Below are 12,960 nucleotides of genomic sequence, written 5' to 3'. Positions count from 1 at the left end.
GGCAGAATCAGGTGATCCCGTCTTATTATATCTGCCTACTTATCTGTTTATGGGCTCTAAAATATTCACTAACATCTGTCTCGGTGCGCTATTAGTAGTGACTAAAATGAAGCATCATGGAGATGTTTTTTATTTATTTATTGCTCGGTGCGGTTGCTGGGACTGCAGCAGGCCTCTTGGGAATTGGAGGAGGCCTGATTATTGTGCCGGCACTGGTACTGATTTTTTCTGCAATAGATATTTCTCCTAAGGTCCTAACCCACATGGCCGTGGGGACTTCTCTGGCGACAATAGTCGTAACTTCAATCAGCTCAGTGCGAGCGCACAACGCAAAGGGCGCAGTAGACTGGCACTTATTTTGGCTGATGACCCCGGGAATACTTCTGGGGTCCTGGCTGGGTGGTGTGACTGCAGACTTATTGCCTGGTGCTTGGCTACAGCTCTTGATAGGTATTTTTGCCATCTTAATGGCAATACGCATGGGATTGAGTGGCTTGAGAGCTATGCCTTTAAAGAACGGTAATAGCCGGTTACCATCTCGATTTCCCTTAATTTGTTCTGGTGGGGTAATTGGCTGGTTAGCGGCCATTTTCGGAATCGGAGGTGGGGCTCTGGTAGTACCTTATTTATCTCACTACCGGGTCAAGATGCAGCATGCTGTGGGAACCTCTGCGGCATTTGGGTTGCCTATCGCAATTTCGGGGACTCTCAGTTTTGTTGTGCAAGGATGGAGTAATAAGTTGCTGCCTAGCTGGAGTAGTGGCTATATCTATTGGCCCGCATTTTTGGGTATTGTTTTAACCAGTGTGTTCTTTGCCAAAGTAGGAGCGAGCTTGGCGCATAGGTTTTCAGCTGAGCGATTGAAATTGTGTTTTGCTTTACTGCTCTGTGTTATCGGGGGACGGTTTATTTGGCAAAATTTCAGTTTGCTAACAAATGTTTTAGCTAATTGAATTCAATTACTGGCAATCAACTATCTCGGTTAGCCTTTAAATGAAAGCCGCTGTTTCCAGCGGCTTTCATCAAACTGGACTCAGTTTAAGGCGTCTCTCATGCAGTTTTTGTTCCCACTTGGGATTCTGTCGCCTGCTGACCTTCATTGGCGTCACTTTCCCAATACTTGGATTTCAGGCTGATCAACGCGAGGATAATACCTACGCCGATGGTAAACAGGCTGATTTGCAGGTAAAGGTCGGGCATTTCTGCAACATTACTAGGATCGAAGTGTCCAGCCAGAAGACCCGAGAAAATATTGCCGATGGAATAAGTTAGGACAAAGACTCCCATCATCTGCCCAGCGAAGCGGCGCGGAGACAGTTTGCTAACAGCACTCAATGCTACGGGGCTCAGGCAGAGTTCGCCAACAGTATGCAGGAAGTAAGTTGTAACCAGCCAGTATGGAGCGACTTTAAGGCCATCAGCGGCATATTGAGCCGCAAAGAACATCACCAGGAAGCCGCTTGCCATAATGATGAGGCCAATTGCACACTTTAGCCCATAGGATGGCGTGATCATCCGCTTACCAAGATTAATCCATAGGGCGGCGAAGAAAGGTGAAAGGGTAATAATAAAGATGGAGTTGAAGCTCTGCAGCCAAGATGCCGGCATTTCAAAAGAGCCGATAAGGCGGTCAGTATAATCACGACCAAACAAGTTTAGAGATGAGCCGGCTTGCTCGAAGCCTGACCAGAAAAAAGTAGAGGCCACACAAACCAGGAACAGGGCCCACATTTTCTTTTTTCGGAACCGCTCAACTTTCCGCCGAAGTAAATGAAGCCGAAGTAGGCCAGGAAAGTTAAAGTAAAGGCCACCGCGACATATTGAGCCATGACCGTCGGATTAATAACGATAGTGCCATTCATGGCAAGACCGGTGATCAAGGCCACACCGACAGCGATTACTCCGATGATTCGCCATGCAAGCTTGGCCTTTTCTGGAGCTAGAGGGTTTTCCGGTGCCAGGCTCGCATCACCCAGATTCCCGATTGTCCTACGGTATTGGATAAGACCGATCGCCATACCGACCGCTGCTGCACCAAAGCCCCAATGCCAGCCAACATTCTCACCAAAATATCCACAAATTGCATAACCGAGAATGGAACCAATATTGATACCCATATAATAAAGTGCGTAGCCACTATCACGGCGAACATCATCGGGCTGATAGAGGTGACCGACCAGGGCACTGATATTGGGTTTGAGTAGACCAGTACCGCAAGCAACCAGAATCAGGCCAATAAAGAAACTGCTATCTGTAGGGATTGCCAGAACGATATGGCCACACATGATAATAATGCCGCCATACCATATGGTCCGCTGTCCGCCAAGGAGGCGATCCGCAATCCAGCCACCAGGCAGGCCAAGGAAGTAGACAGCGCCAGTGTAAAGACCATAGATCGCCGTAGCAGCAGCGACAGTGAAGGCTAAACCTTCTTCTTGCAAGCTGGCGGTCATAAACAGTACGAGCAGAGCGCGCATACCGTAGTAACTCATCCGCTCCCACATTTCAGTGAAGAACAGTGTGGAAAGCCCTTTGGGGTGGCCAAAAAAGCCCCCTCCATTCTGATGTGTATTCGACGACATAAGCTGAATTTCCAATTGTTATAGCTCTAGTAGGGTATGCAGGGCATACCGGGTACATCTCTATTGATCCCGAGCAGTTGCTCGCTTTGACCATGCGGTCATCTCGTCTATTCAGGAGAAACTATACCCCCTCAAGTATTGATTCGAGATTCTTTAGCTAACTAGTTCTTTTCCTTGCCATAAGAAAGCCCTTCTCATGGAATTAGAAGATAGAAGCTTGCGAGCTAGCCCCCAAAGCAATTCCTGAAGTTTACCAGTTGTCTAATTTACAGGCGAACCGTTGTCGGATTATTTGGTGAAATGGAAATTGGGCACTTCCTTTACTCTCAAAATAGTGGTAAATCCTGTTTGAAAACCTATTTCAAGGGGAAAATAACAATGAAAGCCCCATTGCTGCTTAGCCTGATCCTGTTCTTGGCTGCTTGTTCAAGCTTGCCCTTTAAAAAAGATAAAGCGGAGATAGACCTGACCTCGGCCTTGAGCGGGGAGGCAATACTTGGGTATCCGGTCAGCCTGAATGAGTTGCCCTCAGAGGATCTTCTTTGGCTATCTCCCGAGGTGCGAGATTTTTTGGCGACTCTGGCTCCTGACTCTGATTCTCGCCACCGTCTTGCCGCTCTGATAAGGGCCTTCGAGGAGCGAGAGTTTCTGGTCCAGTACGATGAAAACAGTACGCTTTCGGCTATGGAAACCTATCGCCAGGAAAGAGGTAATTGCCTTGCTTTTACGTTGATGATGGTGGCTATGGCTCGGGAGTTGGGAGCGGAAGCTTACTTCAATCAGGTAGAGGTTCCACCAGTTTGGAGTCATGATGAGGCGGAGACCTTTGTACTTTATCGCCATATAAATATGGTTTCTGAAAGCCTCCGTGGCCGCCGGGTAGTCGACTTTAATCTGGCTGCCTATGACCCAGTCTATAAACAGTTCGAGCTGGATGACACCACAGCCTTTTCGCTTTATTACAGTAATCGGGGAATTGAGCTGATGCGTGCAGGAGAGCGGAAGCAAGCTTTTTGCACTTGCGAAAGGCGGTGGAGATGAGCCCGGAGAGAAGCGACTTGTGGGCTAACCTAGGGGCAATGTACAGCCACTTTGGATTCCTCCAAGAAGCGGAGCAAAGTTATCGTAAGTCCTTGTTCTTGAAGAATAATAATCTCACCGCGATTAGTAACTTAGAGCGACTTTATCGCTTCAAGGGTGAAGAGGGTCTTGCTGATATCTATGCCAAGCGTGCCCGCTTTCATCGCGAGAGAAATCCTTATTATCTCTACTATCAGGCTCGGGAAGCCTACGAAGTTGGCGAGTATAGGCAAGCCGAGAAGCATTTGCGCCGTGCTGTTTGGCGGTATGAGGGTGATCACCGCTTTCACTTTCTTTTAGGGTTGGCAAGGTACCAGCTTGGGAACATGGCGGCATCACGAGCAAGCTTTGAAGAGGCCTTTTCTTTGGTAACTGGGCCATCTACTGCGAAAGCTTATGAGCGCAAGTTGAATTTACTTTTGAAGTAGGGGGTGTACAGATTGTGACTTGTCACAATTGAGGGAAGTGTTCAGAGATGCAGGTTAGCAAGGTAAGCACTTTTTTTGAGTTTTGGGTAAATTTTTATTGAGGGGGAGTATCTGGTTCGTCTCTATCTACGTTGGGAGCTGAAGTGGCCATGGGGGTGGTTGCTTCATGAGTAAACTCAAACGTATCTAGTAGGGCCCAGCCCTACTCTAGAGAGAGATAAAACAATGAAAAGGAATATCCTTTCGTCTGCAATCAAGACAGCACTTGGAGTATCTGTAGTCCTTGGAGCAACTGGCCAAGCTTTTGCCCAGGAATCCGCGGATGCAAATGACGCGACACTGGTTGAGGAAGTAATCGTAACCGGTTCACGCATCACCAGATCTAACCTGGAAGCTGCTACACCAATCACAACCGTAAACTCTGAGAGCATCGAATTCTCCGGCATGGTGAACAGTGCTGATGTTCTGCGGAGTCTGCCGGCAACTGGTGTGTCAGGTATTTCTAGTAGCAACTCTAACTTCTTTACTTCTGGGGCTGGTATCAACACCGTTGAGCTTCGCAACCTGGGAGAGGATCGTACCCTTGTACTGGTTAACGGGCGTCGTTACGTTTCTGGTGTTGCAGGTACATCAGCTGTTGACTGGAACACTATCCCTACTGAGCTAATCGAGCGTGTAGAAGTTATTACTGGTGGTGCATCGGCCATCTATGGTTCTGATGCACTTGCTGGTGTAATCAACGTTATCCTCAAGGATGACTTCGAAGGGGTGAGCATCACCTCCTCGCATGGTGAAACTGTAGAGTTTGGCGATGACCAAACGGATCGTTTTAACATCACTGCTGGCGGCAATTTTGATGACGGTAAAGGTAATGCCGTTATCTCTATGACCTACACCGATCAAAAAGGTGTTTTGGCACGTGACCGCAAGAATACTGAAGTTGACGATATTGCTACTTGCCGTTTGACACAAAATATCGACGATTGTCAGGATAGCACCGCTCCATTTTACTCCTCCTACTCTGAGCACGGCCGCTTCTTTGTCCCATCCACAGGGGACTCTTATGTAGTTGATGGTGGCCAAGTTGTTCCTTGGGATCAGGAGAAGTATGGGTTTAACCGCCAAAACTTCCGTCGCTACACTGTGCCAACAGAACGCTACCTGATTAGTTCTAACCTGAACTATCAGATTAATGACTCTTTGGAAGCGTTTATCGAGACCACCTTTGCCCGCACCGAAACGCAGAGTGAAATCGAGCCATACCCACACAGTAACGATGACTTATTCATTACTGGGATCTCTGTTGATAACCCCTTCGTACCAGATGACCTGCGCGCCGCTGTAGTAGCTGAGGGTGACGACGTAATTGAATATTTCCGTCGTACCACAGAGCTGGAGCAACGAGGCTCTTTTGCGGAGCGTCAAACTTTCCGTGGCTTGGTAGGTCTGCGCGGTGAGTTCAACGACTGGAATTGGGATGCTTACTTTGGTCAAGGCCAAATGCAGGATAGCCAGCGTGGCACAGGTCAGCTTAATATTTCCAACTTCCGAAATGCGTTGGATGCGACCGTTGATGGCGATGGCAATATCGTATGTGCTGATGCCGCGGCAGTGGCAGAAGGGTGCGTACCAATTAACCTGTTTGGTTATGGTGCCATTTCTGCGGATGCAGCAAAGTATGTAACTGCTCCGTCAATTCGCGACCAGCGCACCAAGCAAACCTTTGGTGGTATCAACATAAGTGGCGAACTGTTTGAGTTACCTTCTGGCCCCTTAAGCTTGGCTGCTGGCCTCGAGTACCGTGATGAGTACGCGGCAGATTTCCCTGACGCCTTAACTCGCACCGGTCAGAATGCCGGAAACAAAGAAGAGCCTACTGAAGGCAGCTTCGATGCTACTGAGTTGTATGTTGAGGTAGAGGCACCAATACTCTCGGGTCTTCCTGGTGTCCAAGAGTTGAGTGTCGGCGCTGCATATCGTTATGCAGATTACAGCACTGTTGGCAATACCGATGCTTATACTGCTCGTGTTTCGTGGGTTATCAATGATGATTTACGAGTTCGTGGTCAGTATGCACGCGCTGTACGTGCCCCAAATATCAGTGAACTTTTCGCGCCTGGTGGAGAATCCTTTGGTGCAGTAAGCGACCCTTGTAATGGGGTAACTGCAACCACTACTGGTACTATCGCTGAAAACTGCCGTGCTATTCCTGCTGTAGCTGCTCGAATTGCGGATCAGGGTGTGTTCGACTTGACACAGACTGAAATCCAAGGAACTGGCGGTTTCGTTAATCAGGGCAACGGTAACTTGGATCCAGAGACTTCTGACAGTTACACCTTAGGTGTGGTGTTTGATCGTGACTTGGGTATTGGTAGTCTGTCTGTCTCTGTTGACTGGTACAATATCGAAATTGAAAATCTAATCGATACTGTTGGTCGTCAGACATCCGTGGATTACTGTTTCAACTCTACCAGCTATCCAAATAACTTCTGTGACTTTATCGTTCGTGATACTTCAGGCGCTGACTTCCAGTTGGGTGAAATTACTGAAGTGAATTCTGGCTATATCAATGAAGGTTCCCTCGAGACCGAAGGTGTGGATGTCCAGGTTCAGTGGGGTATGGAATTAGGTAGCGGTCAGTTGGATCTGTCTTTAGTCTATGGTCATATAATTGATTACACTGAGACTAAGTTTGGAGAGGGTGATGAACTCGTAGGAGAAGTTGGTATTTCTGAGAACGAGTGGGTTGCGACAGTTAATTACTCCTTGGATCGACTGATGGTACAGTGGGAGACCTCTTTCATTGGCGATGCAGTGCCTGACTTGAGTAATGACCTGTACAATTTTGAGGTGGGCACTTATGTCACCCATGACCTGTACGCTTCCTACCAATTCACTGATAGCATCAGCGCAAATCTCGGTATTAATAATGTTCTGGATGAAGAGGCTCCGGTTATTCTGACTGGCATTCCGGGCAATACAACCGGGCACGATACTGCTGCTGCTGTCTACAATGATATTGGTCGCAGTGCATTCGTGGGCGTTCGTATGGAGTTCTAATCCTCTTTACTGAAATCGCTAACAGCGGGCCATAAGGCCCGCTTTTTTATTTTCCTCTCCTCTAGAGTCCTCGCTAGTACTTGTTTTGGTTCCGCTTCATCTAGGGCTTGATTTTTAGCCATCTCTTTCCTTTCCATAAATATACTGCTTGCTAATGCGAAGTGCGTGATTCTCTGCTTAGGTGAATTATTTTCCCTAGGACAAAAGTGACTTTTACGAATATAAGGGCAAGCCCGAATTTATTGAGGTTTTCCTGGTTTAGACCGTCCAAGAACTGTTGGGAAGAAAGCAGCCACTTGGGGGTAGTTGTTTTCATGACACGTCAAAAATGACAAAAAACAAATAAGTCCAACGATCAAGAGAGGATTGACCATGAAGAAGAATCTCCTATCTGTGGCTGTAAAGGGAGCCCTTGGCTTCACTGCAGCGGCAATTATGGTTCCAGCTATGCCAGCTTTTGCCCAAGAAGATGCGCAAATGGTGGAAGAGGTTGTTGTAACAGGCTCCCGTATTGAGCGTGCGAATGATGTGAGTGTTAGCCCTGTAACTTCCGTTACTGCTGAAGACTTAAAAGCAACGGGGGTTGTACGTGTAGAAGATTTGATTAACGATCTTCCGCAGGTTGCTGCTACTCAAACAGCTGGGCAGGCCAATGGTTCAACTGGTACGGCAACGGTTTCTTTGCGTGGGCTCGGCTCCCAGCGCACACTGGTGCTGATTGATGGTCGCAGAATGCCGGCAGGTTCTCCACTGCAGGGTGGTTCTGGTGCTGACTTAAACCAAATACCTGGCGCTTTAGTGGAGCGGGTTGAGGTACTTACAGGTGGCTCTTCCGCAACTTATGGATCTGATGCAATTGCTGGTGTTGTCAACTTCATCATGATGGATGATTTTGAGGGCGTTCGTTTCGAAACCCAAACAAGTGTGTATCAACACAATAATGACAACAGCAAAATGCAAAGCTTGGTCGAATCTAATGGATTTGATGTGGCTGATGGCAGTGTGACCGACGGGGAAACCAATGATTTCTCCCTGATTATGGGGGCCAATCTCGATAACGGTCGCGGTAATGTAACAGCTTATGCGAACTATCGAAAAATTGATGCAGTACTACAATCTGACCGGGATTACAGTGGCTGTAGCCTGGATGGAGGCCCTGACAGCTTCGAGTGTGGTGGCTCCTCAACAGTTCCTTGGGGGCGTTTTACTGATTTTGGGGGCAATGACGGAGATAATACAGAGGGCTTTGACTACAGTCTTGATGGGACTGGCTTCACTAACTTTAGCCGCCTGTATAATTATGGCCCACTGAACTACTTCCAGCGCCCTGATGAGCGCTGGACAATGGGTGCTTTCGGTCATTATGAAATCAATGAGAAAGCTGAAGCTTATGCTCAGCTGATGTTTACGGATGACCGTACCGTTGCACAGATTGCCCCCTCAGGTGCTTTCTTCGTTACCGATGATTTGTATTGCGGCAACCCTCTTCTTTCTGAAGAGCAGTTCCAAGCAATCTGTGGCGTTTACGGCTTAACAAAAGATAATTATGTTAGTGATCTAACAGTTGTTAATACTGATCCAGACACAGGCCTTCAAACTTTTAATCCAGGTAAGGTATACATTGGTCGTCGAAATGTGGAAGGCGGACCTCGTCAGGATGATATGCGTCACACCACCTTCCGTGGCGTGTTTGGGCTGCGTGGCGACATAAACGATAGCTGGAACTATGATGTTTACTATCAGTATTCTGAAGTTAGTTTAGAACAGACTTATCTGAACGATATGTCTGTAACTAATATTCGCCGCGCGCTGGACGTTCGTACTGATGATCGTTTGGATGCAAATGGAAACCCTCTTGCAGAAACATACGGTCAACCTGTTTGTCAATCTGTTATTGATGGTTCTGACCCCAACTGTGTGCCCTGGAATGTATTTCAAGAGGGCGGTGTAACTCAGGAAGCGATTGATTACTTGGTCTTGCCACTTTATGCCCGTGGTACGACTGATCAGGAAATTATCTCAGGATATGTGACCGGTGATCTGACTGATTACGGCTGGAAACTCCCCAGCGCAGATAATGGTATCGCTGTAGTAATGGGCCTGGAAAGTCGCCGTGAGAGCCTGGTTTATTCTCCCGATGCTGGTTATCAGAATGGTGAGGGTGCTGGACAGGGTGGACCAACATTGCCTGTTGACGGCTCTTTGAGTGTTAAAGAAATTTTTAGTGAGATGAATGTCCCACTCATCAATGGAATGCCAGGTATTGAATACTTGGGATTAGAGCTAGCTTACCGCTACTCCGACTATTCTACAGATGAGCAGACTAATACCTATAAAATTGCAGCGGACTGGCAGCCTACTGAAGACTTAAAACTGCGTGGTAGCTTCCAATCAGCTGTTCGTCATGCAAATATTCGTGAACTTTTTCGCCCCCAGTCAATACAACTTTTTGATATGACTGAGGACCCTTGTGGATCTCGCACTAAAGATGGCCAGCCAGTTGCGCCTTCAGCAACTCTTGAGGCCTGTATGAATAGCGGCATTACTGCAGCCACCTATGGTAATTCAATAGATTCACCCGCTGGTCAATATAATTTTATTGGTGGAGGCAACCAGGAGTTGACACCAGAGGAGTCTGAGACTCTTTCATTTGGTTTTGTGTACTCTCCTTCATTTGTTGAGGGGCTGACTGTCAGTGCCGACTACTTCAATATTACTGTTGAGGATGCAATTGCCAATATTCAGCCAGAAACCATCTTGAACAAGTGTCTGGAAACTGGTGAGGCTCGATTCTGTGACTCTATTAGCCGCGGTGGTAATGGTAACTTGTGGATTGGTGAAGCGGCTATTACAGCGGTAGATGTCAATATCGGTTACTTTGAGACTGAAGGGGTTGATATTAATGCAAACTATGGCTTTGATATTGGAAGCTATGGCGCAATTGATATGAACTTGATTGCAACATACCTCACAAAGTGGGATCAGCAGGAGTTTAAAGGCGAGCCAGTTGAAGAATGCGCCGGTAATTGGGGCAGTTCTTGTGGTACACCCACTCCAGATTTCGTAAGCACCTTACGAACAACGTGGTCTACCCCTTGGAATTTGGATGTGGTTGGTAGTTGGCGCCATATTGGTGGTGTTACTGATCTCGGTGCAAATGAAGCAGACTTTGATGCAGTTGACTACTTTGATTTAGCAGCTTCTTGGGCTGCTTCTGAAAATTGGACCATTCGTGGTGGTATTAATAATGTTTTTGACAAGGAGCCACCTCTAACCGCTGATGCAGGTTCAAGTATTTTTGGTAATGGTAATACCTTCCCAGGAATCTATGATGCACTTGGACGTTATGCATTCTTAGGTCTGACAGTGGATTTCTAAATTTAGAAGCTAGATTTAGAAGTTAAAAGGCGCGGCATGATATGCCGCGCCTTTTTTGTTGGTGTTTTAGAATAGATTTAGCTCTTATATTTATTTAAGATTTTTAAATGCTTGCTGTAATAATTATTTCTTCCCATAGAGGTGCTATACAGAGGGGCGCGGACCTGCCAAATACTGGCTGTTTTCACATAATTTTTCCTTTGGGAGAAGTCTAGGCAGCTGGACTCCCATGGTAACTCTAGAAATCTCAGAAGTTCTTTAGTTGTGATTTCAGAATTAGTTACAAGGTTCTCGTAGTTGATTTCATAAATATCATTTGGGAAAAGATTCTTCCAGTGATCCATTAAGTCAATATGTTCGCTGTAGTAGTGTGCAATATGTTCCAGGTTTACTGAATAATTAAAATCTGGCCCCATTTGTTGGAAGAAAATTGATAGGCAGTTGTCTAAAAAGTTTCTTGTTGTCCATACTATTTTCGCTTTAGGAAAAATTTTTTTATTAATCCAATGTGGAGGAAGTTGTCAGGCCTTTTGTCTGTGATATATTTTTCGATTGGAACAGGTCTTTTTAATTCTTTTATATAGAGTTTTGATAAGCTATTGAAAAAGTCTTGTTTTTTTGTCTTCAGGATTGGAGGGTATTGGCTTCCCATCTTTTTAACCTGTTCAGGTATAAATTCTATTTCTCCACCTGGGGAGACTTGAGAGTGGCCACTTAATATTTGTTCAAGTAGGGTGGAGCCTGAACGGAACATACCACAAATGAAGATTGGAGTGATACTGCTATTCCCTGATCCCTCTGGGATGGAATTATCTTTAAAAAACACATCTTTCAGTGTGTTTGTTTGCCACTCCTGTAGTTTAGGGTCGTAAGGTGGGATTCGTTGAGCACCTAAGGCATTGGCTTCGCAATAAGTTTTAAATGCTGCATCATACTGGTGGCAATCATCAAGCAATTTTCCTAATGCAAAATTTAGTTCCTCCATGTTAAGGTTAGAGAGCCTACCAGAATCTAAGGCTTTTCTTATATTGTTTATACGAGGGTCTTGGATGCTGTCGGCATGGTACATATATGATAGTCGAGCCAGAGCCAAACTGCATTTTGGATCGACTTTCAGGGCTTCGTGATATATTTTAGTTGCTTTCTGTTTGTCGCCTTGTTCTTCAAACAGAGCGGCAAGGTTTAAAAGGGCGGGTGTATATTCTCTGTTTTTATTTAGTGCAAGCTGATAACTGTCTTTGGCTTTATCCTCTTGTCTTAGTTCAGAATAAATGACCCCGATATTTGTGTAGACCTCTTCCGGATTTGAGATCCCCTTGCTCAGAGCTTTTTTGTAAAAGGATAAGGATTCTGAAAGTCTGTTTTCTATTTTTAAATGGTATGCGAGGTTGTAGATAATGTTTGGGGAACACCCTGGCGTCTGTTGGATGTAATAGTTTAGAGCCTGTATAGCCTTATCGTTATATCCTTGTGACTGAGCTAGCTTATATGCTTCGGCCCAATAGCTTGTGTCATTTTTTTTTATTGAAGCAAGAGAAAATAAATGATCTAGGGCCTTGTCCTTTCTGCCAAGCCTCAACGTAAGTTTGTATAGCTCCTCAAGAGCCAAAGTTTTCAAGTTGTTATCAGAGTCTTCTAGAACCCTCAGTAATTTAGCCTCAGCTGCTGTGTATTGGTGCTTATTAATGAGCTTTTTGGATTGTTGCAATTCACTAAATGAAGCCTGAGGTTTAGTCATTTGAGTTGTCCACAGCAGATGATTGAAAAAAAGGCGCTTACACAAGCGCCTTGGTGGATGATCAATTTTTTTGAAGCTTCTGCCCCAAAAACTTTAGTTGGTACAAATTATCCACCTTCAGGATTGCCTAAAACCCCTTTACGATTTTGGTTATTTACCATGTTGGATGACTCGCGAGACATCCTTTTCCATTCTTCCGCTGTCATGCATGTTTTTTGCTTAAACCTGGAGCCGGTAATTGCTCTTGATTTACAAATCAGTTGATTGCTGGTGTTACTCTCGACTTCATTTGTATTCTGGCTGGATGGCGCAATGTTTTGGCCTTGTTGTTGCTCACTTGCGCAGCCTATAAGTAGCCCCAATCCGAAAAAAACAGAGATGAGTGATTTTTTTCTCATTAGATATTTCCAATTATATTAAACAAGTCCATGCTAATGCTTAAATAAAGGCGGATCTATTATAAGGCCACCAATCGTTGAGGTCACCCTAAGGCGGAGAAAGGAACGATTCAGGGGCAGGCTAATTAAGAACTATATTGCTCATGTTAATAAAGATGGTAAAACCGGCTGGTTCTAATAACTGATTCTTTCTTAATGGTCTTGAAGTAAAAACTTTCGATATTTATTGCGTAAAGTGAAGTTCCTCTTAATTTCGATCATTCTCATGGTGAGCGGCACTCTTTTTTAATTTTGGC

General features: G+C 45.7%; 8 protein-coding genes and 1 pseudogene. 5 read left to right on the top strand and 4 right to left on the bottom strand.

Annotated features, from left to right (window positions below):
• Positions 1-116: 116 nt before the first annotated feature.
• Complete coding sequence (locus tag P3339_RS19195) at positions 117-953, top strand: sulfite exporter TauE/SafE family protein (protein ID WP_020412009.1); 837 nt, start codon at positions 117-119, stop codon at positions 951-953.
• A 97-nt stretch (positions 954-1,050) separates the two neighbouring features.
• On the opposite strand, the gene P3339_RS19190 is transcribed toward P3339_RS19195, so the two are convergent.
• Complete coding sequence (locus tag P3339_RS19190; RefSeq protein WP_282951598.1) at positions 1,051-1,731, bottom strand: peptide MFS transporter; 681 nt, start codon at positions 1,729-1,731, stop codon at positions 1,051-1,053.
• Positions 1,656-2,582 carry a peptide MFS transporter gene (locus tag P3339_RS19185; RefSeq protein ID WP_282951597.1) on the bottom strand — a complete coding sequence of 309 codons (927 nt, stop codon included), beginning with the start codon at positions 2,580-2,582 and terminating at the stop codon, positions 1,656-1,658. Before P3339_RS19185 ends, P3339_RS19190 begins: the two co-directional genes overlap by 76 nt.
• A gap of 378 nt (positions 2,583-2,960) precedes the next feature.
• On the opposite strand from P3339_RS19185, the gene P3339_RS19180 reads away from it, so the two are divergent.
• The 4 genes from P3339_RS19180 (at position 2,961) to P3339_RS19165 (ending at position 10,528) form a co-directional block, all read left to right on the top strand.
• Positions 2,961-3,623: a transglutaminase-like domain-containing protein gene (locus P3339_RS19180; protein WP_282951596.1), complete on the top strand. Its 663-nt coding sequence runs from the start codon at positions 2,961-2,963 to the stop codon at positions 3,621-3,623.
• Positions 3,620-4,090: a tetratricopeptide repeat protein gene (locus P3339_RS19175; protein WP_282951595.1), complete on the top strand. Its 471-nt coding sequence runs from the start codon at positions 3,620-3,622 to the stop codon at positions 4,088-4,090. The genes P3339_RS19180 and P3339_RS19175 overlap by 4 nt, the downstream gene beginning before the upstream one ends.
• Before the next feature lie 225 nt (positions 4,091-4,315).
• Positions 4,316-7,150, top strand: a complete 2,835-nt coding sequence (locus tag P3339_RS19170; protein ID WP_282951594.1) for a TonB-dependent receptor plug domain-containing protein — start codon at positions 4,316-4,318, stop codon at positions 7,148-7,150.
• Between the two features lie 372 nt (positions 7,151-7,522).
• Positions 7,523-10,528 (top strand): TonB-dependent receptor plug domain-containing protein, encoded by a 3,006-nt coding sequence (locus P3339_RS19165; protein ID WP_282951593.1) that lies wholly within the window; start codon positions 7,523-7,525, stop codon positions 10,526-10,528.
• Positions 10,529-10,605: 77 nt separating this feature from the next.
• On the opposite strand, the pseudogene P3339_RS19160 reads toward P3339_RS19165, so the two are convergent.
• Together P3339_RS19160 and P3339_RS19155 are read right to left on the bottom strand one after the other, a co-directional pair.
• A pseudogene (locus tag P3339_RS19160) lies at positions 10,606-12,266 on the bottom strand (tetratricopeptide repeat-containing sulfotransferase family protein).
• A gap of 107 nt (positions 12,267-12,373) precedes the next feature.
• Entirely contained in the window at positions 12,374-12,664 is a 291-nt protein-coding gene (locus P3339_RS19155; protein ID WP_020412015.1) for a hypothetical protein, read from the bottom strand.
• Positions 12,665-12,960 lie beyond the last annotated feature (296 nt).

This window comes from Microbulbifer sp. MLAF003, from assembly GCF_030012965.1.
Lineage (GTDB): Bacteria > Pseudomonadota > Gammaproteobacteria > Pseudomonadales > Cellvibrionaceae > Microbulbifer > Microbulbifer variabilis.
The sequence above is the reverse complement of the archived record's forward strand: the minus strand, read 5'-3'. Positions and strand labels throughout refer to the sequence as shown.